Origin of the sequence: Amycolatopsis ultiminotia, from assembly GCF_039536925.1 — a bacterium.
Classification (GTDB): domain Bacteria; phylum Actinomycetota; class Actinomycetes; order Mycobacteriales; family Pseudonocardiaceae; genus Amycolatopsis; species Amycolatopsis ultiminotia.
The window spans coordinates 476,773-502,676 of record NZ_BAAAZN010000001.1; the positions used below are offsets into that span (position 1 = coordinate 476,773).

Annotated in this window: 24 protein-coding genes and 2 riboswitches; of the genes, 17 read left to right on the forward strand and 7 right to left on the reverse strand. The window is 72.4% G+C overall.

Annotated elements, in window-relative coordinates:
* Positions 1-3 precede the first annotated feature (3 nt).
* From ABD793_RS02180 to ABD793_RS02215, 8 genes are all read left to right on the forward strand, one after another.
* Positions 4-3,957 carry a beta-ketoacyl synthase N-terminal-like domain-containing protein gene (locus ABD793_RS02180; protein WP_344854669.1) on the forward strand — a complete coding sequence of 1,318 codons (3,954 nt, stop codon included), beginning with the start codon at positions 4-6 and terminating at the stop codon, positions 3,955-3,957.
* Complete coding sequence (locus ABD793_RS02185; protein WP_344854671.1) at positions 3,947-4,246, forward strand: phosphopantetheine-binding protein; 300 nt, start codon at positions 3,947-3,949, stop codon at positions 4,244-4,246. The genes ABD793_RS02180 and ABD793_RS02185 overlap by 11 nt, the downstream gene beginning before the upstream one ends.
* Positions 4,243-5,040, forward strand: a complete 798-nt coding sequence (locus ABD793_RS02190; RefSeq protein WP_344854673.1) for an alpha/beta fold hydrolase — start codon at positions 4,243-4,245, stop codon at positions 5,038-5,040. The genes ABD793_RS02185 and ABD793_RS02190 overlap by 4 nt, the downstream gene beginning before the upstream one ends.
* Entirely contained in the window at positions 5,037-6,146 is a 1,110-nt protein-coding gene (locus ABD793_RS02195; RefSeq protein ID WP_344854674.1) for a glycosyltransferase, read from the forward strand. Before ABD793_RS02190 ends, ABD793_RS02195 begins: the two co-directional genes overlap by 4 nt.
* Before the next feature lie 131 nt (positions 6,147-6,277).
* On the forward strand, positions 6,278-8,161 hold the full coding sequence (locus ABD793_RS02200) for a cytochrome c oxidase assembly protein (protein ID WP_344854676.1): 1,884 nt from the start codon (positions 6,278-6,280) through the stop codon (positions 8,159-8,161).
* Positions 8,162-8,192: 31 nt separating this feature from the next.
* Positions 8,193-10,436 (forward strand): heavy metal translocating P-type ATPase, encoded by a 2,244-nt coding sequence (locus tag ABD793_RS02205; RefSeq protein WP_344854678.1) that lies wholly within the window; start codon positions 8,193-8,195, stop codon positions 10,434-10,436.
* A 90-nt stretch (positions 10,437-10,526) separates the two neighbouring features.
* The gene (locus tag ABD793_RS02210; RefSeq protein ID WP_344854680.1) at positions 10,527-10,961 is read left to right on the forward strand and encodes a hypothetical protein; all 435 of its coding nucleotides are present in this window, start codon (positions 10,527-10,529) and stop codon (positions 10,959-10,961) included.
* Positions 10,958-11,260 carry a hypothetical protein gene (locus ABD793_RS02215; protein WP_344854682.1) on the forward strand — a complete coding sequence of 101 codons (303 nt, stop codon included), beginning with the start codon at positions 10,958-10,960 and terminating at the stop codon, positions 11,258-11,260. Before ABD793_RS02210 ends, ABD793_RS02215 begins: the two co-directional genes overlap by 4 nt.
* A 327-nt stretch (positions 11,261-11,587) precedes the next feature.
* On the opposite strand, the gene ABD793_RS02220 is transcribed toward ABD793_RS02215, so the two are convergent.
* Positions 11,588-12,577 (reverse strand): amidohydrolase family protein, encoded by a 990-nt coding sequence (locus tag ABD793_RS02220; protein ID WP_344854684.1) that lies wholly within the window; start codon positions 12,575-12,577, stop codon positions 11,588-11,590.
* Between the two features lie 63 nt (positions 12,578-12,640).
* Between ABD793_RS02220 and ABD793_RS02225 the strand changes: the two genes are divergently transcribed.
* The gene (locus tag ABD793_RS02225) at positions 12,641-13,252 is read left to right on the forward strand and encodes a TetR/AcrR family transcriptional regulator (protein ID WP_344854686.1); all 612 of its coding nucleotides are present in this window, start codon (positions 12,641-12,643) and stop codon (positions 13,250-13,252) included.
* Between the two features lie 10 nt (positions 13,253-13,262).
* Here the strand turns inward: ABD793_RS02225 and ABD793_RS02230 are convergent, their stop codons facing one another.
* The 5 genes from ABD793_RS02230 to ABD793_RS02250 are packed head-to-tail and all read right to left on the reverse strand — an operon-like array spanning position 13,263 to position 16,861.
* A complete protein-coding gene (locus ABD793_RS02230; protein WP_344854688.1) occupies positions 13,263-14,111 on the reverse strand; it encodes an ATP-binding cassette domain-containing protein in 849 nt (282 codons plus the stop codon).
* A 28-nt stretch (positions 14,112-14,139) separates the two neighbouring features.
* Positions 14,140-14,520 (reverse strand): GntR family transcriptional regulator, encoded by a 381-nt coding sequence (locus ABD793_RS02235; protein WP_344854690.1) that lies wholly within the window; start codon positions 14,518-14,520, stop codon positions 14,140-14,142.
* Positions 14,521-14,569: 49 nt separating this feature from the next.
* Positions 14,570-15,547 carry a hypothetical protein gene (locus tag ABD793_RS02240; protein WP_344854692.1) on the reverse strand — a complete coding sequence of 326 codons (978 nt, stop codon included), beginning with the start codon at positions 15,545-15,547 and terminating at the stop codon, positions 14,570-14,572.
* Positions 15,544-16,452, reverse strand: a complete 909-nt coding sequence (locus ABD793_RS02245; RefSeq protein WP_344854694.1) for an ABC transporter ATP-binding protein — start codon at positions 16,450-16,452, stop codon at positions 15,544-15,546. The genes ABD793_RS02240 and ABD793_RS02245 overlap by 4 nt, the downstream gene beginning before the upstream one ends.
* A 19-nt stretch (positions 16,453-16,471) precedes the next feature.
* Positions 16,472-16,861 carry a hypothetical protein gene (locus tag ABD793_RS02250; RefSeq protein ID WP_344854696.1) on the reverse strand — a complete coding sequence of 130 codons (390 nt, stop codon included), beginning with the start codon at positions 16,859-16,861 and terminating at the stop codon, positions 16,472-16,474.
* Between the two features lie 372 nt (positions 16,862-17,233).
* Positions 17,234-17,348, forward strand: a riboswitch (cobalamin riboswitch).
* Positions 17,349-17,379: 31 nt separating this feature from the next.
* On the opposite strand from ABD793_RS02250, the gene ABD793_RS02255 reads away from it, so the two are divergent.
* The 8 genes from ABD793_RS02255 (at position 17,380) to ABD793_RS02290 (ending at position 24,790) form a co-directional block, all read left to right on the forward strand.
* Complete coding sequence (locus ABD793_RS02255) at positions 17,380-17,589, forward strand: CbtB domain-containing protein (RefSeq protein WP_344854698.1); 210 nt, start codon at positions 17,380-17,382, stop codon at positions 17,587-17,589.
* Positions 17,590-17,597: 8 nt separating this feature from the next.
* Complete coding sequence (locus tag ABD793_RS02260; RefSeq protein WP_344854700.1) at positions 17,598-18,443, forward strand: CbtA family protein; 846 nt, start codon at positions 17,598-17,600, stop codon at positions 18,441-18,443.
* Entirely contained in the window at positions 18,440-19,120 is a 681-nt protein-coding gene (locus ABD793_RS02265; RefSeq protein WP_344854702.1) for a (2Fe-2S)-binding protein, read from the forward strand. Before ABD793_RS02260 ends, ABD793_RS02265 begins: the two co-directional genes overlap by 4 nt.
* A riboswitch (cobalamin riboswitch) is annotated at positions 19,090-19,230 on the forward strand. Its footprint overlaps the gene before it by 31 nt.
* 103 nt (positions 19,231-19,333) lie before the next feature.
* Complete coding sequence (locus ABD793_RS02270; protein ID WP_344854704.1) at positions 19,334-20,875, forward strand: ABC transporter substrate-binding protein; 1,542 nt, start codon at positions 19,334-19,336, stop codon at positions 20,873-20,875.
* A complete protein-coding gene (locus tag ABD793_RS02275; protein ID WP_344854706.1) occupies positions 20,872-21,642 on the forward strand; it encodes a class I SAM-dependent methyltransferase in 771 nt (256 codons plus the stop codon). Before ABD793_RS02270 ends, ABD793_RS02275 begins: the two co-directional genes overlap by 4 nt.
* 7 nt (positions 21,643-21,649) lie before the next feature.
* Positions 21,650-22,597: an ABC transporter permease gene (locus ABD793_RS02280; RefSeq protein WP_344854708.1), complete on the forward strand. Its 948-nt coding sequence runs from the start codon at positions 21,650-21,652 to the stop codon at positions 22,595-22,597.
* On the forward strand, positions 22,594-23,424 hold the full coding sequence (locus ABD793_RS02285; protein ID WP_344854710.1) for an ABC transporter permease: 831 nt from the start codon (positions 22,594-22,596) through the stop codon (positions 23,422-23,424). The genes ABD793_RS02280 and ABD793_RS02285 overlap by 4 nt, the downstream gene beginning before the upstream one ends.
* Positions 23,417-24,790 carry an ABC transporter ATP-binding protein gene (locus tag ABD793_RS02290; RefSeq protein WP_344854712.1) on the forward strand — a complete coding sequence of 458 codons (1,374 nt, stop codon included), beginning with the start codon at positions 23,417-23,419 and terminating at the stop codon, positions 24,788-24,790. The genes ABD793_RS02285 and ABD793_RS02290 overlap by 8 nt, the downstream gene beginning before the upstream one ends.
* Here the strand turns inward: ABD793_RS02290 and ABD793_RS02295 are convergent.
* A complete protein-coding gene (locus ABD793_RS02295) occupies positions 24,780-25,895 on the reverse strand; it encodes a bifunctional 2-methylcitrate synthase/citrate synthase (RefSeq protein WP_344854714.1) in 1,116 nt (371 codons plus the stop codon). The genes ABD793_RS02290 and ABD793_RS02295 overlap by 11 nt on opposite strands.
* Positions 25,896-25,904: the final 9 nt, after the last annotated feature.

Genomic DNA, 25,904 nt, shown 5'->3' on the forward strand with positions numbered 1-25,904 from the left:
CCGATGACCCCGGTCGCGATCGTCGGCATGGCGGTGCGCCTGCCCGGCGCGCCCGACCTCGCGGGCTACTGGCACAACCTCGTCACCGGGGTCGACGCGGTGACCGACGTGCCCGCCGGGCGCGGCCTGCCCGGCGGCCGCGGCGGGTTCGTGGACGCGGACGTCGAGGCGGCGCGGTTCGGCATCATGCCGAACTCGGTCGCCGGGACCGAACCGGACCAGCTGATCGCCCTGCAGGTGGCGGCCGCGGCGGTGGACGACGCGGGCGGTGAGCGGCGGCTCGGCGACCGGTCGCGGGCCGGGGTGATCCTCGGTCGCGGCGGCTACCTCACCCCCGGTATCGCCCGCCTCGACCAGCGGGTGCGGACCGCCCGGCAGCTCGTGCACACGCTCGCCGAACTGGTGCCCGATCTCGCCGAGGACCAGCTGTCCGCAGTGCATTCCGCATTCACCGACGCGCTCGGCCCGGACCAGGCGGACGCGGCCATCGGACTGGTGCCCAACCTCGCGGCCTCCCGCATCGCCAACCGCCTTGATCTGGGTGGACCGGCCTACACCGTGGACGCCGCCTGCGCCTCGTCGCTGGTCGCCGTCGACCAGGCGGTGCACGAGCTGAGCAGCGGCCGGTGCGACACCGTCCTCGCCGGCGGTGTGCACCACTGTCACGATGTCACGCTCTGGAGCGTGTTCGAGCGGCTGCGCGCGCTTTCGCCGAGCAAGCAGATCCGGCCGTTCGACCGCGGTGCGGACGGCATCCTGATCGGCGAGGGCACCGGCGTCGTGGTACTCAAGCGGCTGGCCGACGCGCACCGCGACGGTGACCGGATCTACGCGGTCGTGCGCGGTTGCGGGGTCGCCGGCGACGGCAAGGGCGCGAGCCTGGTCAGCCCCGAACCGGCAGGACAGGTCCGCGCGGTCGAAACGGCCTGGCGCGCGGCCGGTCTCGACCCGTCCGCGGCGGACTCGATCGGCCTGCTGGAAGCGCACGGCACCGCGACCCCGGCCGGTGACGCGGCCGAACTCACCACGCTGCGCCGGGTTTTCGGCGACGGGGACGGTGCGGTGCTCGGGTCGGTCAAGTCGATGATCGGGCACACCATGCCCGCCGCCGGGGTCGCCGCACTGGTGAAGGCCGCCCTCGCGGTGCACCACGGCGTGCTGCTGCCGACCCTGCACTGCGACGATCCGCACCCCGCGCTCGCGGGCACCCGGTTCGCCCCGCTGCGGGAGGCCCGCGAATGGACCGGTGCGCGCCGGGCCGGGGTGAACGCGTTCGGCTTCGGCGGGATCAACGCCCACGTCGTGCTGGAGCAGGTACCCGGTGCCGCGCCCGTCGCGCCGCCGGTGGTGACCGAGCCCGACCGGGTGCTGCGGTTCGCCGCGGACACCACCGACGAGCTGGCCGCGCTGCTCGACGCCGCGGACAGCGACCTGCGCGCGGCCGGGCCCGGCCGCGGCCGGGCCCGCCTCGGACTGGTCGCACCGACCGCGAAACGTCTTGCGCTGGCCCGGAAAGCCGTGGCCAAGGGCCGGCCGTGGCGGGGGCGCCAGGACCTGTGGTTCAGCCCGGAGCCGCTGCTGGCCGATCCGGGCGCGAAGGTGGCGTTCGTCTTCCCGGGGCTGGAGGCCGATTTCACGCCGAGGGTGGACGACGTCGCCGACCACTTCGGACTGGCCAAGCCGGTGGTGTCCACGAACGGGGTCGGCAGGCACGGACTGGCGGTACTGCAAGTGGACCGGCTGCTGGATACCGCGTTGCGGCGGCTGCGTGTGCTGCCGGACGCGGTCGCCGGGCACAGTGCGGGGGAGTGGGCCGCGATGGTGTCCGCCGGTGTGCACGCACCGTCCGAAGTGGACGGTCTGCTCGACCGGTTCGACCCGGCCTCGCTGCAGGTACCCGGGGTGGAGTTCGCGGTGCTCGGCTGTGCGGCCGACCGGGTGCGGGCCGCGTTGCCGCCGGAACTGGTGGTGTCGCACGAGAACTCGCCGATGCAGACCATCGTGTGCGGTCCGGCCGAGCCGGTCGCCGAGTTCGTCCGGGAGTTCCGCGCGCAGGGCGTGCTGTGCCAGGTGCTGCCGTTCCGGTCCGGGTTCCACACGCCGATGCTCGAGCCCTACCTTGCCCCGTTCCGCGCCTTCGCCGAGACGCTGACCGTGCACGAGCCCGCCGTGCCGCTGTGGTCGGCAACGCTCGCCGCGCCGTTCCCGCCGGACGAGGCCGCGGTACGCGACGTGTACTTGCGGCATCTGCTGGAACCGGTGCGGTTCACCGCGCTGATCCGTGCCCTGTACGCGGATGGGGTGCGGGTGTTCGTGCAGGCCGGGCACGGGCAGCTCGGCTCGCTCGTGGACAGCATCCTGGATCGGCAGGACCACCTCACCGTCGCGGCCAGCTCGGTCCACCGCGGCGGCCTCGACCAGCTGCGGCGGGTCGCGACCGCGGTGTGGGCCGAGGGCGGCGATCCGGACTTCGCCGCACTCACGCGACGGCCCGGTGGCGTGCCGGTCGACCTGTCCGCCGGGCTGGTGAGCCTCGGACCGGCCGCGGCCGGTCTGCTGCCGCCGCGCCGCGGTGCAGCGGAACACCCGCCGGTAGCGGCGCCGGATCCGCTGGCCGGGGCGGCCGGGCAGCATCCGCTGGCCGCCGAGCTGAACGACCTGTTGCGGGAGACCGCCGACGCCGCGTCCGCGGTGCTCGCGGCGACTCGCCCGGAGCGGTTGCGGGTGTCCCTGGAGACCATGCCGTACCTGCTGGACCACGCTTTCGCCCCGCAGCGGGAAGGCTGGCCCGACGACACCGACCGCAGGCCGGTCGTGCCTGCGACGACGGTCGTCCGGCACCTGACCGACGCCGCGGAGAAAGCCGCCCCGGGCGCACGTGCGATCGCGGTCCGCGACGTCCGGCTGCACCGCTGGCTCGTCGCGGCTCCGGCCACCGACGTCGACCTGGCCGTGCGCCCAGCCGGGCGCCGGCAGCTCGACATCGCGCTCGGCGACTACGCCGGTGCTCGCGTCGAGCTGGCGGAGCGGTACCCGTCGCCACCGGCGCCGTGGGCGGTGCCGCCCGGCCGTACACCGACGCTCACCGCGGAGCGCTTCTACGGTGAGCGCTGGATGTTCCACGGGCCGCGGTTCCAAGGCCTCACCGAACTGACCGCGGTCGGCGAACGGCATGTGCTCGGCACCATCACCGCGCCGGCCGCGCCCGGCGCGCTGCTGGACAACATCGGCCAGCTGTTCGGCTTGTGGATCGTGGAGACCCAGCAGCGGCGCCGGGTCGTGTTTCCCGTTGCCATGCGGGAATTCCGGTTCTTCGGCGACGAACCGGCGCCGGGCACCCGGCTGCGCTGCCTGGTGCGTGTGCGCACGGTGTCGGACACCGCGGTGGACTTCGACGCGCAGCTGGTGCTCGACGGCCGGGTGCTGGCGGAGGTCACCGGCTGGCGGGACCAGCGCTTCGACAGCGACCCGGACACCGAACGCGCGTACCGGGTGCCGGAACGCAACCTGCTCGCGAAGCGGCAGCCCGGTGGCTGGTACGCGGTCTTCGAACAGTGGCCCGGACTGGCGTCCCGCGATCTGTACCTGCGCAAGTACCTCAGCTCCGCCGAACGCGACCAGTACGAGCGGCTGCCGGTGCGGGCCCGCCGGCACTGGGTGCTCGGCCGGATCGCGATCAAGGACGCGGTGCGCGGCTGGCTGTGGGACCGCGGCGCGGGCCCGGTCTTCCCGGCGGAGATCCTCGTCCGCGAGGACGGCACGGTGACCGGCTGCTACGGTTTCGCGCTGCCGGATGTCCGGGTCGCGGTGGCCTGCCACGGCGAGCTGGGTGCCGCCATCGCCGGCACCGATCCGTCGATCAGCATCTCCGGGGGCAGCCCGGCGACGCTCGTCAACCCGCCCGAGCTGCCGCCCCGGCAGTACGTGGTGACCTGGAGGGAGAACCGTGAGCAGTGAACCGGCCGGCAAGGCAACGGCGGAGGGCCCGGTGTTCGAAGCGGTGAGCGTGCACCTGCGTGACATCCTCGGCGAGTACGAGGCCGACGACGTCGAGATCACCCCGGACTCGTCCTTCCACGAGGACCTGCAGCTGGAGAGCATCGACCTGGTCGCGCTCGCCGGACGGCTGCGCGAGCAGTACGGCGAGCGGGTCAACCTCGCCGAATGGCTGGCGGAGAAGGACCTCGACGACGTGATCGCGCTGACTGTCGGGCAGCTGGTGAGCTACGTCGAGAGCTGCCGGTGAGCACGCTCGTCGCGAACGGCATCCGCGTGCACTACGAGTGGATGCCTGCGGAGAACCCGGCCGGGCAGCCGCCGCTGGTGGTGTTCGTGCACGGGCTGGGTACCGACAGCCTCGCCAGCTTCTATCTCACGCTGGCCGCACCGGTCGCCGGTGCCGGGATCGACGTGCTCGCCTACGATCTGCGCGGGCACGGCCGCACCGAGCAGCCCGCGACCGGTTACCGGGTCCGCGATTTCGTCGCCGACCTGCGCGCGCTGCTGGACGGACTGGAGGTGTCCCGTCCGGTGCATCTGGTCGGCAACAGCTTCGGCGGCACCGTCGCGCTCAGCTTCGCCGCGGCGCATCCGGACCGGGTGGCCACGGTCGTCTCGATCGAAGCGGAGCCGGCCACCGAGGTGTGGGCGGACAAGATGGGCCGCACGCTGGCCAACACCGTGAAGGAGCTGGCGCGCGAGGAGTACTTCGAGTGGGTCACCTCGACGTTCGGCAAGCACCACGCCCGGCTCGCCAGGGCGGCCGGGAAGCGGCTGGGTGCCACCACGATGGCCACCGAGGTGCCGCTCGGCCCGCTGCTCGACCGTGCCGGGCTGGCCACCATCCGCTGTCCGGTGCTGTCCATTGTGGGCAGTGAAGGCTTCCAGAAGGACGATCCGCTCGCGGTCGGTGCGGCGTTGCCGGACTGCCGCACGGAAATCCTGCCGGGGCAGGGACATTCGGTGCTCGTCGAGGCCCATCACACGGTGCGCGGGATGCTGCTGGACTGGGTGGGCGGGCACGATCTGGTGCGCACGTGAGGTTCCTGTTCGTCGTCCCGCCCTTTCCCGGGCACGTGAATCCGCTGGTCGCGGTCGCCGCCGAACTGCGCTCCGCCGGGCACGCGGTGGCCTGGTCGGGTGCGCCGGAGGTGGTGGAGCCGCTCGCCGGGGAGCCGGTGCTGCGCGCCGCGGTGCCGCCGGTGCCTGCCCGGCCGGACGGACTGCAGGGCTTCGCCGCGCTGAAGTTCTTGTGGGAACAGGTCCTGGTGCCGCTCGCGGAGGCGATGGCGCCGGGTGTGGCCGCGGCCGTGCGGGAGTTCGGGCCGGATGTGGTCGTGGCCGATCAGCAGGCGTTCGCCGGTGCTCTCGTGGCCGAACGGCTGGGTGTGGCGTGGGCGACCTCGGCGAGTACGTCCTCGGAGCTGGCCGATCCACTCGCCGGCCTGCCGAAGCTCGTCCGATGGCGGGCGGACCTGCTCGCGGATCTGGGTGAACGGCTCGGTGCCTCGGTGCCGGATCCGCGGTTCTCACCGCGGCTGGTGCTGGCGTTCAGCACCGCGGAGCTGGCCGGACCGGACCATCCGGAGGTCACCTTCGTCGGCCCTGCGCTCGGCCCGCGTCCCGAGGTCGATTTCCCGTGGCCGGAACTGGATCCGTCGCGGGCGCTGGTGCCGGTGACGCTGGGCACGGTCAACGCGGGCGCGGGCTTCCTCGCCGAATGTGCCACCGCGCTGCGGGAACGGGCGGGCCGCGTGCAGGCGGTGATCGCGGATCCCGCCGGCACGCTGGAGGCACCGGGCGCGCTGGTCCGGCGTTCGCTGCCGCAGCTGGCCCTGCTGGCCCGTGCGTCGGCGGTGGTCTGCCACGGCGGCCACAACACCGTCTGTGAAGCGCTCTACCACGGCCTGCCCCTGGTGGTTGCCCCGATCCGCGACGACCAGCCGGTGATCGCCGAGCAGGTCGTCACGGCGGGAGCGGGGGTCCGGCTGCGCTTCGCCCGCGCCCGCGCGTCGCACATCGGTGCCGCGGTGGACCAGGTCCTGGACGATCCGCAGTACCGCACCGCGGCCCGGCGGGTGGCGGACTCCTTCCGCACCGCCGGGGGCGCCCCGGCCGCGGCGGCGGCGCTGGAAGCGGTGGGCTGACCGGCCATTGTGGACCACGGCTCGGCAGCACGACCGGGGAGTGGCGGGGATCACCCCGGGTGACCGGGAACCGGGACGGTGGACGAGCCGACCGGTGTGGGGTGAACGGAAGCAGGCTCCGCGGAGCGGTCGTGGCCGCGGTGGTGGCGGGGCTGGCGTTGCTGCTGGCGGTGGTCGCCACCGCGGGTGCCGTCTACACCCCGCTGGGCACGGCGGATCCCGGCGCGTTGGTCACGTTCGGGTTCGCGGTCGTCCGGTTCGCCGCGGTGGCCGCGGGTGCGGGCGGTGTCGGCGGGCTGGCGTTCGCGGCCTTCGTCGCACCAGGCAGGCGGGACGGGAAGCTGTCTGCCGATTCCTTCGCCGCGGCACGGTTCGCGGCCGGGTGCGGGGCCTGCTGGCTGGCCGCTGCGATCGCCGCCGTCCCGTTCTCCGCGGCCGTCGCCGCCGGGCTGCCGCTCGGCACAGTGCTGCGGCCGGAGCCGTTGCTGTCGACGATCGGCGCGGCCGAGGAGCCCAAGGCCTGGCTCTGCGTGGTGGTCGTGGCGGCGATCGTGACTGCACTGGCCTGGCCGACGATGGCTTGGCGCACGGTGGTGCTCGCGCTCGTCCTCGGCGTCCTCGGGCTGCTTGCCCCCGCGATGGTCGGGCACGCATCGGTCGGCGCCGGACACGACTTCGCCACCGATGCGCTCTTCTGGCACGTGCCCGCCGCCAGTATCTGGCTGGGCGCGCTGCTCGCGTTCCTCGGATACCTCCGCCGCACCCGTCGCCCGGACGAGCTCGTGGTGCGCCGGTACCACCGGCTTTCCTGGATCTGCTTCGTGGTCGTCCTGTCCTCCGGTGCGGTGGGCGGCCTCGTCGCCGCCCGACCGGACGGTCTGCTCAGCCGCTACGGCCTGCTGCTCGCGGTCGAGGTGGTGCTGCTGGGTGCGGCCGGTACGGTGCTGGCCGCCGCACGGGGGTCGTCGCCGCGGCGGGTCGCGGTGGTCGAGGTGCTGCTGCTGATGCTCGCGACCGGCGGTTCGGTCGCGCTCACCGTTCTCGTGCCGCCGTCGTTCGCGAACCATCCGGCGACCGTCCAGGAGACGATCCTCGGCTACCGGCTGGACACCCCGCCGTCGTGGCAGCGGCTGCTTTTCGAATGGCGGCCCGACCTGGTGCTCGGGCCGGTCGCGGTGCTCGCGTGCGTGCTCTACCTGCTTGGCGTGCGGCGGCTGCGCCGTCGCGGGGACGCCTGGCCCGTCGGACGGGCGATCGCGTGGCTGCTGGGCTGGCTGCTCGTGCTGGCGGCGACGTCGTCCGGGCTCGCCGAGTACTCGCCGGGCACGTTCAGCCTGCACATGGTCACGCACATGGCGCTCAACATGTTCGCCCCGGTACTGCTGGTCCTCGGCGGGCCGGTGACGCTTGCACTGCGTGTGCTGCCCGCACGCTCCGGGGTGCCGGGCGCGCGCGAATGGATCGTGGCACTTCTGCACGCGCCGGTGACGCGGTTCCTCGCGCATCCGGCCGTGGCGGCGATCCTGTTCGCCGGGTCGTTCTACGCGCTGTACTTCTCGGACCTGTTCGGCGAGGCGATGCTCTTCCACTGGTCGCACGAGCTGATGCGGGTGCACTTCCTGGCCACCGGTTACCTCTTCGCCTGGGTGGTGGTCGGCACGGACCGCACCCCGCGCCGGATCCCGCACCTGGCCCGGCTCGGGGTGCTGTTCGCGGTGATGCCGTTCCACGCGTTCTTCGGCGTGATCGTGATGAGCAAACAGACCGTGCTCGCCGCGACCTACTACCACTACCTCGCGCTGCCGTGGGCGGGCGACCTGCTGGCCGATCAACGGCTCGGCGGCGGGATCGCCTGGGCGAGCGGGGAAATCCCGCTGGTGGTGATCGTGGTCGCGCTGCTGGTGCAGTGGTCCCGCGACGACGAGCGCCGCGCCAGGCGCAGCGACCGCAGCGGGGAAGCCGAATTCGACGCCTACAACGCCATGCTGGCCCAGCTCGCGGAGCGCCGGCGATGACGAAAACCCCGACCGCGCACGGAGAACGGACATGACCACCACCACTTCGGCGGCGCCGGCAGTACGCACCGTCGAGCTGAACGTCACGGGTATGACCTGTGCCGCCTGTTCCGCGCGCGTCGAACGTGCCCTGAACAAGATCGAGGGCGTCCGCGCCTCGGTGAACTACGCGACCGAACGCGCCACCGTGCACGCGGCCGGCGACGTCGGCGACGACGTGCTGTTCGAACGCGTCCGCAAGGCCGGTTACCGCGCTCAGCTCCGAGGCGCGGACTCGCCGGACCTGACCACGGTGCGGGTACGCGATCTGCGGCGGCGGCTCATCGTGGCTGCGGTGCTCGCTGTTCCGGTCGGAGATGTGTCGATCACGTTGGCGCTCGTGCCGTCGCTGCGGTTTCCCGGCTGGCAGTTGCTGTGCCTGGCGCTGGCGGCACCGGTCGTGTGCTGGGCCGCGCTGCCGTTCCACCGGGCCGCGCTGCGGAACCTGCGGCACCGTTCGTCCAGTATGGACACCCTCGTCTCGCTCGGCGTGCTGGCCTCGTTCGCCTGGTCGGCGTGGGCGACCCTGACCGGCGGGACGGAATCCGGGTACTGGGTGGGTTTCGGCGCCACCGCCCCCGGCGCGGACGCGGTCTACCTCGACGTCGCGGCCGGGGTGACCACCTTCCTGCTCGCCGGGCGGTACTTCGAGAGCCGGTCCCGGCGCAGTGCGGCCGGGCTGCTGGAGGCGCTGGACGCATTGGCCGTCAAGGAGGTCCGCGTGCTGCGCGAGGGCGCCGAGCGGCTGGTCCCGGTCGGCGAGCTGACCGTGGGGGACCGGTTCGTGGTCCGGCCGGGGGAGGCGCTGGCCGCCGACGGAATTGTCGAAAGTGGACAGTCCACCGTGGACATGAGCGCGCTGACCGGTGAGCCGGTGCCCGTCGAATGCTCCGCCGGGGACCGGGTGATCGGCGCCGCGGTCAACCGCGAGGGCAGGCTGGTCGTGCGGGCGAGTGCGGTGGGCGCGCACACCCAGCTCGCGCAGATGACCGCGCTCGCCGAGCGGGCACAGGCGCGCAAGGCGTCCGTGCAACGGCTGGTGGACCGGATCTGCGCGGTGTTCGTGCCCGCGGTGCTCGTGCTGGCCGCGCTGACCTTCGGCTGCTGGTGCTGGACCGGACAGCCGGTGCGGGACGCGGTCGGCGCGGCGATTTCGGTGCTGATCATCGCCTGCCCGTGCGCGCTCGGCCTGGCCACCCCGACCGCGCTGGCCGCGGGGGTCGGCCGCGGTGCGCAGCTGGGCATCCTGATCAAGGGCCCGGATGCGCTCGAGGCGAGCCGCCGGGTGGACACCGTGGTGCTGGACAAAACCGGCACCGTCACGACCGGGCGGATGACGCTGACCGCCGGGCACCCGGTTGCCGGCCGGACCGCCGGCGAGCTGCTGTGGTTCGCCGGTGCGGTCGAAGCGGGGTCGGAACACGCGATCGCCGCCGCGGTGGTGACCGCGGCGACGGCGGAGGTCGCCGGACTGCCGGAGGTGACCGGCTTCGAGGCGCTGCCGGGGCTCGGCGCGCAGGGGACGGTGGACGGGCACCGGGTGCTCGTCGGCAGCCTGCGGTTGTTCGCCGACCGGGGCATCGGCCTGCCGGAGGAGAGTGCGGACCGGGTCGCCGCGGCACAGGCGCAGGGCGCGGTCCCGGTCGTGGTCGCGGTGGACGACGTGCCGGCCGGTGTGCTGGTGGTGCGCGACGTGGTCAAGCCGTCGGCCCGGCGGGCGGTCACCGCGCTGCGGGAGCTGGGACTGCGCACCGTGCTGCTGACCGGCGATCACCGCAGCGCAGCCGAAGCGGCCGGCGCGGAGATCGGCACGGACGAGGTCCTCGCGGAAGTGCTGCCCGCGGAGAAGGCCGAGGTGGTGGACCGGCTGCGGGCCGGCGGCGCCAGGGTCGCGATGGTCGGCGACGGGATCAACGACGGTCCCGCACTCGCCGCCGCCGACCTCGGGATGGCGATGGCGCACGGCAGCGACATCGCGCTGCGCTCGGCCGAGGTCGTGCTGGTACGGGAGGACCTGAGCGTGGTGCCGGACGCGATCCGGCTCGCGAACCGCACGCTCGGCGTGCTCCGCGGCAACCTGGCCTGGGCGTTCGGATACAACGTCGCGGCACTGCCGCTGGCCGCGCTCGGCCTGCTCAACCCGCTGATCGCGGGCGCGGCGATGTCGCTCTCCTCGGTGCTGGTGGTTTCGAACAGCCTGCGGCTGCGGTCCTTCCGCGGCCAAGCGCCGGACTGACCGCGGCACCCCGATCGGCTACCTTGAGGCCGGGTGGTGTTCAGCTATGCTTCCGCCCGGGTTCAGCTGTCGATCAGGGTAGTGGCGTTCATGTACGTGATTCCGGCGACGGCGGCGATGCGTCGCTGGTCGGTCTCGATCGAGACCGGGGTGGCGGTTTTCGGCTGCGCGCCTTCGATCGAGGACCACACGGCGGCCCGCGTGCTGCCCCGGATGTGGCCCGGCCGCGGGCTCGGCGTCACCGGCACCGAGCTGTCCGGGCTGCTTGCCTCGATCGCCGAGGTGATGAAGACGCCGTGCTACTGGATCGCCCGCCGCGAGGTGTCCGGCGCCTGGGATGCGCAGCCGTGGGAGCCGGCCAGAGCGGATCCGGACGACGACTTCGTGTACGTGCCCGGTCCGTGCGGACGGATCGACGGCTCGGCAGGCTACCGGCCGGTCTACCACCTGCCGGTCGCACTGGCCGACCTGCGCGGGCTGCGTATCCGGCTGGGTGCCCACCTGCGGACCGGAACCCCGGTATGAGTGTTCCGGAGCCGAATCCGGCGGGCACCGGCGTCCCGCGGAGCGTGCCCGATCTGGCCCGGCTGCCGGGGTGGTCGGTCGCGGTGCACGCCACCAGCAGGCGCTGGCAGCTGGCCGAATACCCCGGCCGGGACGGCGAGGACGAGGTACTGGTCGGGCTCACCCCGGTGGCCGGGGGCGCGATCGCGGTGATCCTCTGGCGCAACGGAACCGTGGAGCAGCACCGGCGGCTCCCGGAGGAACAGGCCTGCCTGCTGGCGTGGCGGTACGCGACGAGCCTGCGCCCGGCCGAATCCTGAACCGGCGGCCGGGATCCGCGCGCCGCGGCGGGACCGCACGGTCGGCAAATCACACCGGTCGACCGCGCACTCCGGCGGCAGGCGCGCTCGGCGGGCCGCCACCGCGCACCCAGGGCACGCCTGACAGACCGGTGCCGGGCGATCGCAAACCCCGGGGCACGCTTGATGGACCGGTGCCGGGCGATCGCAAACCCCGGGGGCACGCTTGACGGACCGGTGCCGGGCGATCGCAAACCCCGGGGCACGCTTGATGGACCGGTGCCGGGCGATCGCGCACCCGGGGGCGCCTGCCGAGCATGTGTCCGGCGGACCGCGTGCGGGGCAGGATCACACACCCAGCAGCTTTTCCGCGTTGCCGTGCGCGATGCGGTGTTTGTCCTCGGTGCTCAGGTCGGCCTCGGTCAGGAACGGCACCGCGCCTTCGTTGCCGAGGAACGGGTAGTCGACGGAGTGCAGGATCCGGTCCGCGCCGACCGCCTCCACACAGAACCGCAGCTGTGCCTGGCTGAACATCCCGCTGGGGGTGAGGTGGGCGTTCTGCCGGAAGTACTCGGCGAACGAGCGCTCCAGCCCGGTGACCCGCGGCGGCAGTTCGCCGTCGAGCCGGTCGAGGTAGAACGGGATCATCTCGCCCCAGTGACCGAGAATCACCTGCAGGTCCGGATGCCGGTCGAACACCCCGGACAGGACCAGGTGCACGAAATGCGTGGCGGTCTCCACGTGCCAGCCCCATGCGGAGGCCTGGAACCGTGCGGTGACGACCGGGTCGAGGCCGCCGTAGTTCGAGTCGGTGGTCGCGCGCGGCGGCAGGCCCGGGTGGAGGTAGATCGGCACCTGCAGCCGGGCCGCCGCGGCAAGTACCGGGGCGAACCGTGGTGCGTCGAGGAAATCGCCTTCGGTGCGTCCGGTGATCAGGGTGCCGACGAAGCCGAGTTCGGAGACGCAGCGCTGCAGCTCCCGTGCCGCGGCCGCCGGGGCTGCTGTCGGCAGTACGGCGAAGGCAGCGAACCGGCCGGGGTACGCGGCCACGGCCGCGGCGGCGGCGTCGTTGGCCTTGCCGGTCAGTGCGGGTGCCACTTCGGCCGGTGCCTGCTGTCCCCACAGGCACGACAGGACTTGGGTGTCGATGCCGTGCCGGTCCATGTCGGCGATCCGGGCCGCACCGAGGTCCTGCAGCCGCTCCGGCGAGGGCGCGCCGGCGGTGTGCGACGGCGAGTAGGCCCGCACGAAGTCCGGGCCGAGCTCGGCCAGTGCCGGACCGCTCGCCGCGGTCAGGTCCGGATCGGAAAAGTGCTCTTCCAGCGTGACGATCCGCATCAGGCGCTCCTCGCGAATTTCATAGACAATTTGTCCACTAATTCGATGTTAGGCTCCGGTCCCATGGAGCGCAACGACGCCGAACCGGCGAAGCGCGGCCGTGGCCGCCCGCCGTCGGTGGAGGTCCGCCGCCGCATCCTGGAGACTGCGGCGGTCGTGCTGCTCGAGAACGGCGTCTCCGAAGTCACCTTCGACAAGGTCGCGCGCCGGGCCGGGGTGAGCCGGATGACGCTGTACAAGTGGTTCCGCTCGCCCGGTTCGCTGGCATTGGCCGCGTTCGAGGACACCTACGCGCACACGCTGCGGCCACCGTCCTCCGGTGACGTGTGGGCAGACCTGCGGACCCACTTGCGGGAGTTCGTGGCGAACCTGTCCGAGCCCCGCACCGGCCCGATGATTGCCGGCCTGCTCGGCTCCGCCCAGTCCGATCCGGTGCTCGCGGAGGAGATCTCGGCGACCTTCACCCGGCCCCGGCGCGAAGGCGCGGTGGAACTGCTGCACGCCGGCCGTACCCGCGGGCAGCTCCCGGCGTCGATCGACGTCGAGGTTCTCGTCGACCAGCTGTGGGGTGCCTGCTATGCACGCCTGCTGCTTCCCGAGGGCGTGCTGGACGAGGCTTTCGCCGATGCGCTCGTGGCCAACCTGCGCGCCACGATCCACGCGAGCGCGGACTGAGCCAGGCCGTTCACTGCCGCGCGGACGCCCTGGCCGCACGGAGGTAGGAGAGCACCAGCTGTTCGAGTTCCGGCACTGTCGCGGTCCAGCCGTCCGGCACCGCGTCCACTCCGCGGGCCAGCAGCACGGCCTGCCGGCCGGTCCGGGTGCTCTCGATCAGCCGCTCGGTCGCCGGCTCCGCGGTGGCCGCCGGGCCGACCAGCACCCGGTGCGCCTGCAGGGTTTCCTCGACCTCGCCCGCCAGCTGCAGCCGTCCGCGGTCGAGCAGGATCAGGTGATCGCACACCGGGGCGAGATCGGTCAGCAGATGCGAGGACACCAGCACGGTGGTGCCCCGTTCCGCGACGTCGGTCATCAGGATGCGCAGCGTTTCGTCGCGGGCGAGCGGGTCGAGGTCGGACAACGGTTCGTCGAGCAGCAGGAGTTTCGGCAGCCGGCCGAGCGCGACGGCGAGTGCGACCTGCGTGCGTTCCCCCGCGGAGAGGTGGCGCACCTTGCGCTCCGGGGCCACGCCGGAAAGCAGGCTCAGCGTCTCGCGCGCGTACTCGGCCGACCAGCGGTCGTTGAGTTTTTCCCCGGCCCGCAGCGTTTCCGCGACCGTGAAGTCGGAGTAGAGCGGGCGGCTCTGTGCCAGGAAGGCGACGTCCGGGTGGATCCGGCCGGGCACCGGTTCGCCCGACACACGGAGGCTGCCCTCGCTGGGGGACAGCAGTCCGGCGGCGACCCAGAGCAGCGTGCTCTTGCCGGCGCCGTTCGGCCCGACCAGCGCGCTCACCCGGCCTTCGGGCAGGGTGAACGAACAGTCGCGCAGTGCCCACACCTGGCCGAACCGCCGGCCCAGTCCGCTCGCGGTCAGCATGCCGCGGTGTCCTCCTCGCCTGCCCCGTTCAGGACTGCCGGTCGCGCCGGACGTCCTGGTACAGCGCGTCGATGTCCTCGATGCCGAGCCCCGCGCCCAGTGCGCGGTCCATCCACTCGGCGAGTTCCCCGCGCAGCGGGGTCTCCCGTCCGCCCGCCTCGCTGCCGAGGCTGGCGGTGATGAACGTGCCGACGCCACGGCGTCCCTCGGCCAGTCCTTCGTGCTCGAGTTCCCGGTAGGCCTTGTTGACCGTGTTCGGATTGACCGCGATCGCCTCGACCACCTCACGCGTGGTGGGGAGCCGGTCGCCCGGTGTCAGCAGGCCCAGCCGCAGCGCCTGTTTCACCTGCTGCACGATCTGCAGGTAGGTGGAGACCCCAGATCGCCGGTCGATCCGGAACTCGATCACCCGGGGGAGCATAGCCGTTCCGGGGCCCGGATCCGGGCACGGCGCGACGTCACGGCCGCCGGTGCAGGGCCCACCGGCACACCGGCAGGGACAGCACCGCCAGCACGGCGAAGACCGCGGCTTCGGCCCAGTGCACGGAAGCGGCGGCCGACGAGGGCACCACGTCCAGGTAGGACTTCACCAGCCCGTGGTCGCGGTAGCAGGCGGTGAGATCGCCGGCGAGCGGGGCGCCGCCCCGCGAACCGCATGCGGAGATCTGCGGTTGTGCCGCTTCGACGGTGATTTCCTGCCCTTGCGCGTTCAGGTATCCGCTCTCGACGTACTGCGCGGCGGTCTCGGAGCCCGGGGATTTCGCCGGATCGTCGGACACCAGCCGCTGGGTGCCCGCGAGCATGCCGTGCGCGCTGCCCAGCAGCACCCGGAGCACCACGAACGTGACCAGTGTGGTGAACATGGCGACGAGACTGCGCCGGGCGAGCGCACCGGCAGTCATCCCGAAGGCGAGGCAGAACAGCAGGTACGACACCGGCGCGACGCCGGAGGAACCGAAGGTGGTCCACTCGAACGGCCCGGAGTCGAGCGGGCCGAGCCGGCCCGCGGCGTCCACCCAGGAGACCGCGCCCTGCTGTAACGCCAGCAGCACGACGAGTGCGGGCACCGCGGCGACCGCGAACTTCGACAGCATCCACCGCGTGCGGCCGACGGATTGCGTGAAGGCCAGCAGATGCGTGCCGTGCTCCAGCTCTTTGGCGATCAGCGGGGCAGCGCAGAACATGCCGAGCAGCACCGGCAGCACGAGCACGAACGCCTCCGCTGCCTTGAGCAGGTCGTACCAGCTGTCCTTGAAGCTCGACACGCGGGTGACGCACGGGCCGGACACGGCGGATTCGGTGGCACAGCCGCCGAGCCCGGCGAGGTCGGTCTGCATCGACCCGCGCAGCAGCAGCATCGCCGCGTACCCGGCGACGAGCAGGACGAGCAGGAAGATCAGCTGGGCGCGCTGCTGGCGCCAGGCCACCCAGATCATGCGGCCACCTCCTGGTGTGCGGAACGGAGATACCCGAGCGCGAGCTGGGTGAGCGTGGGCGGACGGTGCCGCCACGCCGGATCCGCGAGCGCGGCAGGCCCGGGGGAGACGAGCAGCTGCGTGCCGTGGCCGGTCTTCGCCGCGTCGACCACGCACCGGGCCGGGACCGGGATCGGGCCGGTGCGCGGCCCGGACAGCACGGAGTGCCCGGCGAGCAGCTCCCGGACGTCCCCGGCGAGCCGGACCCGGCCCGCGGCGAACAACAGCAGGTGGTCGCACACCTCTTCCAGTTCGGCCAGTACGTGCGAGGACAGCACGACGGTCGTGCCGTGCCGCTGCCGCTGCTGCGCGAGCGCGGCGAGCACCGACCGGCGGGCCACCGGATCGAGATCGGCGAGCGGTTCGTCCAGCAGCACCAGCCGCGGGCGGGTGCCGAGCGCCACGGCGAGCGCCACCCAGATGCGCTGCCCGCCGGAGAGCGTGCCGATCCGGGCACCCGCCGGCACGTGCCCGCGGGCGAGGAACTCCTCCGCGTGCGCCTGGTCCCAGGTGGGGTTCGCGGACCGGCCGAACCGCAGCTGATCCTCCACGGTGAACTGCGGGTAGAGCGGTTTCCCCTGGGACAGGAAGGAGATCCGGGGATCGGGGTGGCGGCCCGACGGTTCGGTGCCGCACACCTCGACCCGCCCGGCCCCCGGCCGCAGCAGCCCGGTGAGCAGTCCGAGAAAGGTGCTCTTGCCCGCGCCGTTGGGCCCGACGAGGCCGACCATCCGTCCGGCGGGCACGCGCAGCGAACAGTCGCGCAGTGCCCAGCCCCGGCGGTAGCGCTTGCCGAGCCGCTCGGCCAGCACCACCGGCTGCCCGTCGGTCATGGTCATGTCCCCTGTCCCCGTTTCCTTCGTCACGATAGGGCTCCGGCCGCGCTCAGTACCCGCAGGTCACCCGCGGCCGGGCGGCGCTCCCGCCGGCGGTGCAGGTGAAGGTCTTCCCGGGCTGGAGCGGTGCATAGCCGACGACCGGTTTTTCGTTGCTGCCGAAGGAGACCGTGCTCCAGGTGTGCGACGGGCCCGGGTAGCCGTGGCTGGTGCCGGGAGCCTGGACGGTGGAGTAGCCGTCGCCCGCGGGCGTGGTCAGCCGGACCTCCAGCGGATAGCCGGCGGTGCGCACCTGCACCGGGTTCGGATCCTGTGCCCGGCCCGCTGCCGGATCCGCGGCGGCGAAAGCGGTGCCCGCCAGCGCGATGGCCGCAGTGGCGGTGAGCGCGGCCCCGGCGGTGACCCGGCGGACGATCCGGCGATCGGTCGGTTCGGCCATGAACGGCACCTCCCTATTTACCTACTTAACTAGTGAAAGTGGATTGAGCGTAGCACCGCGGACGAAGGCGGTGTCAACGTGCTGGGCCGGGCGCCGCGACGCCTTGCCCGAACGGCCCCGCGCCGATGCCCGTACCGCGCACCGTGCCGGTCTCCCGGGCAAGTCGGCGGGCCGGCACCAGGGCGATCCGGCAGGCCGGTGCCAGAGCCGGTGGTGCGGTCCGGTCACCGCAGTGGCCGCCGGGTCGAGACGTGGCGGTCGCCGGGTCGGTGCGGGGCGCGGTCGCCGGGTCTCGCCGTGCCGGGTGTCGGGCCGGCGGCCGGTGATGTCGGCCACCTGCCGGGCGATTGACTGCCGACGTGGCCGGTCGTAGCGTTCAGCACGCGCGGCGGCTTCCCGAAGCCGGTGGGAAACCGGCACGGTCGCGCCACTGTGAGCCCTTCCCGGAGGGCGAGTCAGGTCGAGGGGCCGTCGCTTGTTCCACCCGCAGGGGACGCGTCATCCCGAAGGAGAACACGATGACCAGTATTCCGGCCGACCGCTCGACCCCGGTCGTCCTGCCTGTCTCGAAGGCCGTGCTGTGGCTCGGCCTGACCGTGCTGGCGGCGCTGCTGCTCTACTACTTCATCGGGGTGGACCAGGGCGCGGTGTCACTGTTCGGCAGTGACACCCACGTGCACGAGTTCGTGCACGACGCCAGGCACTTCCTCGGCTTCCCCTGCCACTGACGCGGCACATGGAGAAGAAACTCATCCTGCGCGGGCTGCTCGCCGGCGCACTCGGCGGGCTGCTCGCGTTCGTCTTCGCGCGGATCTTCGCCGAACCGCAGATCCAGGCGGCCATCGACTACGAAGCCGGCCGCGACGAAGCGCAGGCCGCGCTGGACAAGGCCGCCGGGCTGCCGATCGACTCCGAGGGCCCGGAGGTGTTCAGCCGGGCGGTCCAGGGCAATCTCGGCATCGGCGTCGGCCTGGTGCTGTTCGGTGTCGCGATGGGCGCACTGTGCACCGTGGTGTACACGGTGCTGCTCGGCCGGGTGGGCCGGGTCCGCGCCCGCGTGCTCGCGCTGCTGGTGGCGGGCGCCGGATTCCTGAGCCTGTACCTGGTGCCGTTCCTGAAGTATCCGGCCAATCCGCCCGCGATCGGCCACCCCGGCACGATCGGTGCGCGCACCGGGCTGTACCTCCTCGTGGTCGCCGCGTCGGTGCTGTTCCTGGTGGCCGCGGTACTGGCGGGCAGACGGCTCGCGCGGAAACTGGGCAACTGGAACGCGACGCTCGCCGCCGGGGCCGGATTCGTGGTGCTGTCGGCGATCCTGCTGGCACTGCTGCCCGCGCTGGGCGAACTTTCCGGCAATGTCGCGGAGTACGGCGCACAAGCCACCGAAACGCCGCTGCCGCTGAAGGATCCGGCGGGCCGGATAGTCTATCCCGGGTTCCCCGCGGACACGCTCTTCGAGTTCCGGCTGTATTCGGTGCTGGCACAGGTGATCCTGTGGGCCACGATCGGGCTCGTGTTCGGTCCGCTCGCCGAGCGGGTGCTGTACGGCGGCCGCCCGGCGAAGGCCGCTGCACCGGCGTGAACCTGCTTTCCGGGCTGGGGCCGTTCTTCGCACTCGACTCGCATCCACCGGGTGCGGAGCCCGCGCAACCGTGGCGGCCGCTGGCGGAAGTGCTCGACGACGGTCCGGTGCTGCGGCAGCGGGTCGCCGGGGTGCAGGAGGTGCTCGCGGCCGGCGGCGGCCGGGTGGAGCTGCGGGTTGCCGCGTCGGTCGCGCATCTCGGGATGGTGGCCCGGCTTTGCTCTCCCGCACTCGCACTCGCGGCGGGGCACGGCCGCGTCCCGGATTTCGCCGGTGCCTGGTGGCAGCCCACCGTGGGTGGTGCGGTTCCGTTGTCCCTGCGGGAAAACGCCATCGGCCGTCCGCCGGCCGTGGTGGCCGCGTTCGACGAGCGGATCCTGCAGGGCCCGGTGGCGCGGCTCGATCGCGCGGTGGCCGGTTTCTCACTGGCCGAGAACGTCCGGCGCGGGAACGTCGCGTCCGCGCTCAACGGGGCGGCCACCGTGCTGCGCTCGCAGCGTCCGGAGTGGACAGCCGCGATCACGGAGCTTCTCGGTGGTCTGGAACGACTTCCGGCGCTGGCCGGCACCGCGACCCGCACCGGTGGCCGGTTCCGCCGGCGCAGCTGCTGCCTGATCTACCGCGCCGCACCGGATCACGCGGGCCCGAAGTGCGGCGACTGCGTGCTCACCGGTTAGGATCACCGGGGAACGTGGAGGGAAGACCGGTGGAATTCCGGGGCTGCCCCGCAACTGTGAGGTCCGCTGCACGGGCCGGAGCCAGATACCTCCACGGGATCGGATAATCGGTCAGTGCCACGCGGGTGGCGCACGGGCCGGAGTACCGCCCGCGGGCGGTGCTTCTCCTGTGCTCTCGTGCCTGGTGCGGGCCCGGCGCGAGGGAGTCCGGCGATGGCATCGAACCCCGGCGGCACACGGGCGCTGAGCAGGCGCGGCTTCCTGCTGGGCACCGGACTGGCGGCGGGCACGCTGACGGGTGCCTGTGCCGGTCCGCAGGCCGCCGGCAGCGGCATCGACTCCTTCTCCGCGGTGTTCAAGGGCTCCGGCGCGGACGAAAGCCTGGACCCGGGCACCAGTCACCTGTTCATCGACGAGGTGCGGCTGAAAGCCTTGTACGACGGGCTGTTCGAGGTCGACGACACGATGCGGCCGGTGCCTCGGCTCGCCGCCTCCGCCGAGCCGAACGCCGAGGGCACCCGCTGGCGGGTCACCCTGCGCGACGCGCGGTGGCACGACGGAACCAAGGCCACCGCCGCGGACGTGCTCTTCACGCTGTCCCGGGTGCTCGGTCCGGCCGGGCGGCAGCCGTTCATCGCCGCCTCGACGCTGGACCTCGTCGATCTCGGGCAGTCCCGTGAGATCGGCGAGCGGACTGCGGAGATCGCGTTGAAACGGCCGTCGTTCGAGTTCCGCACCGCGCTCGCGGCTTACGGCACCCGGATCATCCGCAACGGCACCAAGGATCTGAGCCGTCCGGTCGGCACCGGGCCGTTCCGGTTCGAGTCGTTCCGGCCGGGCCGGGAGATGGTGGCCACTTCCTACGACGGTTACTGGGACGGTGCGCCGAAGATCGCCACGTTGCGCATCCTCGGCGCGGAGAACGACGCCCGGCTGTCCGCGGTGCGCAGCGGGCAGGCCGATTTCGCGGACGAGCTGACCCCCACCGCGGCGAAAACGGCGCGCGGCGCGGGGAACCTGCGCGTCCAGGCGACGCCGAACAGCGGGATCTACTACTTCGCCATGAAAACCGACCGGCCCCCGTTCGACAACGCCGACGTGCGGCGTGCGCTGATGCGGATGGTGGACCGCCAGGAACTGGTCACCGTGGCACTGCAGGGCGACGGCCAGATCTCCAACGACGTGTTCGGCAAGGGATTCCAGTACCACGCCGACGACCTGCCGCAGCACACCTTCGATCCGGATGCGGCGAAAGCCTTGCTGCGCAAGGCAGGTGTGCCCAACCTGACCATCGACCTGTTCACCGCACCCGCGGCAACCGGGTTCGTGGAGGCGGCGAACCTGTTCGCGGAGCAGGCGAAGCAGAGCGGTGTCACGGTGCGGGTGCGCGTCGGATCCGGGGACACCTACTACTCCGAAGCGCTGAAAACCGGGCAGCTGACCATGGGCCAGTCCGGACCGTTGCCCGTCCCCAACCACTTCGCCTCCCGCCTGCTGACCGGTTCCCCGCAGAACCGCACCAACTGGAGCGATCCGGAGTTCGACGAGCTGTACGCCACGGCGCTGGCCACTGCCTCCGAAGCGCGGCGGGCCGCGCTCTACCACCGGATGCACGAAATCCTGTACGACCGGGGCGGCTTCGTGTTCTGGGGCATCTCCTCCTGGAACAACGCCGCGCCCGCGGACTACCGGGCGATCCCCGCCGGAGTGCCCAACGCGCTGAACTGGGCCCGATTCGACAAGGTGTCCCGATGACCCCGCCGACGAAACTGACCGCAGGGCAGGCCCGGTACTGGCTCGACCGCTGGGATCGCCAGCAGGAGTACTACCTGCCCGACCGGGAAGAACGGTTCGCGGTACTCGGCGACGTCCTCGAGGAGCTGATCGACCGGCCGGATCCGCTGATCGTCGACCTCGGCGTCGGTCCCGGTTCGCTGGCCGAGCGGCTGCTGACCCGGTTCCCCGGCGCGACCGTGGTGGGCGTGGACGCCGACCCGCTGCTGCTGGGCCTGGCCGGACTGGCCTACGGCGGCGAGCGGTTCCGCACCGTGTCCGCCGATCTGCGCGAGCCCGGCTGGTTTGCCGAACTCGGCCTGTCCCGCGCTCCGGACGCGTTCGTCAGCACCACGGCACTGCACTGGATGAACCGGGAACCGTTGCGTGCCCTGATCGCGGTCTGCGGACAGGAGCTGGCCTCCGGTGGGGTGTTCGTCGACGCGGACCACCTGTACGAGGGTGCCGCCGGTCCCCGGCTCGACACCCTGGCCAGGGCGCTGACCAGGCGGCGTGCCACGCGGGCCGGGGTGCGGCGTGCCGAGGACTGGGCGGCGTGGTGGGCGGCCGTCGAGGCGGCGCCCGAGCTGGCCGAGCTGGTGGCCGCACGGGCAGGCGGATTCGCGCACGAGGTCACGGATCGCCCGTCGGTGCACGACTACCTGGCTTTCCTGCGCGAGGCCGGGTTCGCCGAGGCCGCTCCGGTGTGGCAGGTCGGCGACGACCGCATCCTCGCCGGGATCCGCTGATCCCGCCGTGCTCGCCCGGTTCGTGCTGCGCAGGCTGGTGCTCGGTGCCGGGCAGGTGCTGGTCCTGGTCGTGCTGGTGTTCGGACTGGCACTGCTGCTGCCCGGCGACGCCGCGGACGCCCGCGGCGGCGACCTGTTCGGCGAAGAGCAACGGGCGGCGAGACGGCATGTGCTCGGGCTCGACCTCGCTCCGGTCACCCGGTTCCTCGGCTGGCTCGGCCATGTGGTCACCGGGGACCTGGGCACCTCCTACGCGAGCGGCGAACCGGTCGCAACGGTGCTCGCCGAACCGTTTGCGGTCACCGGTCTGATGGCCGCGCTGACCACCGTCGTGCTGCTGCCGGTGGCTGTGTCGGCGGGGTTCGCCGCGGGACTGCAGCCCGGTTCGGTGCGGGACCGGGTGATCACCACGGTGAGCGTGGTCTTCGACTCGATCCCGGATTTCGTGCTTTCGGTGCTGCTCGTCGCGTATCTGGCGGTGCGCCTGCGGCTGTTCCCGGCGACCTTCCTCGGCGTCGACGTGGCGACCATGCTGGCCGAACCGGGGTATCTCGTGCTGCCGTTGATCGTGATGGTCGCCAGGGTGGCCGCTCCGCTCGTGCGGCTCGTCCGGGCCGGGGTGATCGACGTACTCGCGCAGCCCTACATCTGCCAGGCGAGACGGCTCGGGGTCGGCGGTGTCTCGTTGCTGCTGCGGCATGTCGCGCCCAACGCGCTCGGCCCGGCCCTGCAGGAACTCGGCCGCACCGGGGACGGTCTGCTGTCCGGGGTGCTGATCGTGGAGGCGGTGTTCGTGCTCCCCGGCGTCGCGTCTGCGCTCATCCAGGCGATCGGCGACCGCGATCAGCCGGTCATCCTCGCCATCGTGCTGATCACCGGGGTGGTCGCGATCGCGGTGAACACGCTGATCGACCTCGCCGGCAGGCGCATGGTGCCGCAGCGGGGCAGCTCGTGATCAGACGGGTGCTGTGCTCGGTACTGGTCGCGATCCCGGTGCTGGTCGCGTTTGCCGGGCCGTTCGTCGCGGAGCTCGCGCCGGTGGGCAGGCAGCTCCCGTTCGGTCCCTCGACCTGGTCGCCGTTCGGCACCGACCGGCTCGGCCGCGACGTGCTGGCGGCGGCGCTCGAGGGCGGGCGCACCCTGCTGGTGGTGACCGTGGCCACGGTGCTGTGTGCCTACCTCATCGGGTTCGCCGTGGGCATGCTCGCGGCGGCGGCTCCGCGGGCGTGGCTGGAGGATCTGCTGATGCGGCCGCTGGATGTGCTGCTGTGCCTGCCTTCGCTGCTGATCATCGTGGTGGCGGCGGTGCGTACCAACGGATCCACGGTCGCGATCGCGGCCGCGGTGGGGCTTGCGTTGATCGCGCCGATCGCGCGCTTCGTGCGGATGGCGGCGCGTGCGGTCGTGCAGGGTCCGGTGATGGACGCGTTGCGCATGCAGGGTGCGTCCCGCCGGCACCGTTACGGCCGTTACGCGGTGCGGGAACTCGCCCGCCCGGTCGCCGCCGATCTCGGAGTGCGGATCGCCGCGGCGATCTACTTCCTGTCGTCGGCGAACTTCCTCGGGCTCGGCTTCGATCCGACCTCACCGGACTGGGCGGTTTCGGTGGCTGCCAACCGGGACGGGCTCACCGAGGCACCCTGGTCGGTGTTCCTGCCTGCCGGGCTGATCGTGCTCCTCGTGGTCGGGATCAACCTGCTGTGGGACGATCTGCTGGCGGACCCGCGCACGCTCGCGGTTCGCGACGCGGCACGGGCGGCACGGGCGGCACGTCGTGGCTGAGCCGGTGATCACGGTCGAGCGGCTCTCCGCCCACGCCGGCGAGGTGCCGATCCTGCGGAACGTGTCCTTCACCGTCCACGCGGGTGAAGCGGTCACGCTGTTCGGTCCTTCCGGTTCCGGCAAGACGACGGTGGCGATGGCCGTCGCGGGCCTCGTCCGGCCGGGGGTGATCGTGCACGGGGACGTCGGTTCCCCGGCCCGGACCGGGTACCTGCCGCAGCAGGCCGCCGAGACGCTGAACCCGGCGCGCCGCGTCGGGCGTGCCCTTGGCGAGCTGGCCGGCCTGCGCGCGCCCCGGACGAGCAGGGCACAGCGACGCGCCCGGGTGATCCAGGTGCTGCGTGCAGTCGCGTTCGAGGGCGACCTCGACGGCCTGCTGCGGCGGTACCCGTTCGCGTTCTCCGGCGGGCAGCGGACCCGGCTGGCCCTTGCGCAGGTGCTCGCGACCCGGCCGGAGGCGATCGTGCTCGACGAGCCGACCACCGGCCTCGACGAGGCGAGCAAAGCGGGTCTGGTGCGGCAGCTCGGCGTGCTGGTCCGCAGCGGGGTGGCGATGCTGCTCGTCACCCACGATCCGGACGTCGTGGCCGGCCTGGACACGCGCGTGCTGAGCGTGCACGACGGAACGGTGACCCCTTCGGCGGGCCTGCCGGCCCGGCCGGTGCTTGCGGTGCGCACTCCGGTCCCCCGTTCGCCCGCCCCGGCGGCCGAGTTGCGTGATGTGTCCGTCCGTTATGGACCGACCACGGTGCTGGCCGGCATCGACTTGACGCTCTACCCCGGAGAGACCGTGGGGCTGGTGGGTGCGTCCGGGGCAGGCAAGTCCACAGTGGCCCGTTGCCTGGCCGGTCTCGAACGGCCGAGCCGGGGCACGGTACTGGCCGAGGGTGCGGTGCTGCCCCCGCTGCGGAAGCGGACCAGGCAGCAGCTCGCGTCCTGGCAGTACGTGTGGCAGGAGGCAGCGTCGTCGTTCGACCCGCGACGCACCGTGGCCGACCAGGTGGCGGCCACCGCAACCCGGCTGCGGGGCCGGAGCCCGGCGGAGGCACTGCAGGAAGCCCGGGAACTGCTCGCCGAACTCGGTTTCACCGGGGCGCAGGCCGGCCGGTACCCGCCGGGGCTTTCCGGTGGCCAGCTGCAGCGCGCCGCGCTCGCCCGTGCGCTGCTCGCGCATCCGCGGGTGCTGATCTGCGACGAGGTGACCACCGGCCTGGACGCGCACCTGGCGACCCGCATCCTGGACCACCTCGACGGCTACCAGCGGCGGACCGGCGCTGCGGTGCTCTCGATCAGTCACGATCGGCAGGTGCTGGCCGGACGCGCGGATCGGGTCGTGACCGTCGAAGCCGGACGGCTCAGCGGCTGATCGCGCGCTGCGGCGGGCCGGTGTAGCTGCTCGACGGCCGGATCAGGCTGTTCGCCGCGAGCTGTTCGGTGATGTGCGCGGTCCAGCCGGTGATCCGTGCCGCGACGAAAATCGGCGTGAACACCGGGGTGTCGAAGCCCATCAGGTGATAGGCGGGACCGGCCGGGTAATCGAGGTTGGGGTGCAGTCCCTTCGCCGCGTACATCGCACGGGCCAGTGCCTCGTAGAGATCCAGCAGCCGGTGGCCGTCGCGGAGTTCGGCCACGGTCTGCAGGGCCCGGCGCATGGTCGGAACCCGCGAATCGCCCTTCTTGTACACCCGGTGGCCGAAACCCATGATCTTGCGCTTCTCGGTGAGCGCGGTCTTCAGCCAGGACTCCGCCCTTTCCGCCTCGCCGATCTCCTCGAAAGTGGCCATCACCGCTTCGTTCGCGCCACCGTGCAGCGGTCCCTTCAGCGCGCCGATGGCGGCGGTGACCGCGCTGTAGAGATCCGACAGCGTGGAGGTCACCACTCGGGAGGTGAAGGTGGAAGCGTTGAAACTGTGCTCGGCGTAGAGCACGAGTGAGGTTTCGAACGCACGCACCATTTCCGGCTCCGGAATGGAACCTAGGGCCAGGTAGAGGAAGTTCTCCGCGTAGCCCAGGTCTTCGCGGGGCGCCAGTGGCAGCAGTCCGCGACGCCGGCGCTGGGTGAGTGCCACGATCGACGGCAGAGCAGCGAACAGCCGCAGCGCCTTGGCCTGGTTGGCTTCGGGACTGGTGTCGTCTTCGTCCGGGTCGTTGGCACCGAGGATGCTTACCGCGGTGCGCAACGTATCCATCGGATGCGCGCCCTCCGGCAGCGCCAGCAGGGTAAGGACGAGGTCGTGCGGCAACGCGCGGTTGGCGCGCTCGAAGGCGTTCTGCGCGGTCAGCTGTGCCGGGGTGGGCAACTCGCCGTGCCAGAGCAGGTATGCCACCTCTTCGAAACTGCAGCCCGTCGCGAGCTCCTGCGCCGGATAGCCGCGGTAAGTCAGCGAGTTGGTGTCGGGATTGACCATCGAGACCGCGGTGGTGTCGACGACGACCCCAGCGAGTCCCTTGTGGATGGTAGGTGCGGACATAGTGGTCCC

Coding starts and splice junctions, on each gene's coding strand:
- ABD793_RS02180 (WP_344854669.1), top strand. CDS start 4: ATGACCCCGGTCGCGATCGTCGGCATGGCGGTGCGCCTGCCCGGCGCG.
- ABD793_RS02205 (WP_344854678.1), top strand. CDS start 8,193: ATGACCACCACCACTTCGGCGGCGCCGGCAGTACGCACCGTCGAGCTG.
- ABD793_RS02210 (WP_344854680.1), top strand. CDS start 10,527: ATGTACGTGATTCCGGCGACGGCGGCGATGCGTCGCTGGTCGGTCTCG.
- ABD793_RS02215 (WP_344854682.1), top strand. CDS start 10,958: ATGAGTGTTCCGGAGCCGAATCCGGCGGGCACCGGCGTCCCGCGGAGC.
- ABD793_RS02220 (WP_344854684.1), bottom strand. CDS start 12,577: ATGCGGATCGTCACGCTGGAAGAGCACTTTTCCGATCCGGACCTGACC.
- ABD793_RS02225 (WP_344854686.1), top strand. CDS start 12,641: ATGGAGCGCAACGACGCCGAACCGGCGAAGCGCGGCCGTGGCCGCCCG.
- ABD793_RS02230 (WP_344854688.1), bottom strand. CDS start 14,111: ATGCTGACCGCGAGCGGACTGGGCCGGCGGTTCGGCCAGGTGTGGGCA.
- ABD793_RS02240 (WP_344854692.1), bottom strand. CDS start 15,547: ATGATCTGGGTGGCCTGGCGCCAGCAGCGCGCCCAGCTGATCTTCCTG.
- ABD793_RS02250 (WP_344854696.1), bottom strand. CDS start 16,861: ATGGCCGAACCGACCGATCGCCGGATCGTCCGCCGGGTCACCGCCGGG.
- ABD793_RS02255 (WP_344854698.1), top strand. CDS start 17,380: ATGACCAGTATTCCGGCCGACCGCTCGACCCCGGTCGTCCTGCCTGTC.
- ABD793_RS02260 (WP_344854700.1), top strand. CDS start 17,598: ATGGAGAAGAAACTCATCCTGCGCGGGCTGCTCGCCGGCGCACTCGGC.
- ABD793_RS02270 (WP_344854704.1), top strand. CDS start 19,334: ATGGCATCGAACCCCGGCGGCACACGGGCGCTGAGCAGGCGCGGCTTC.
- ABD793_RS02275 (WP_344854706.1), top strand. CDS start 20,872: ATGACCCCGCCGACGAAACTGACCGCAGGGCAGGCCCGGTACTGGCTC.
- ABD793_RS02295 (WP_344854714.1), bottom strand. CDS start 25,895: ATGTCCGCACCTACCATCCACAAGGGACTCGCTGGGGTCGTCGTCGAC.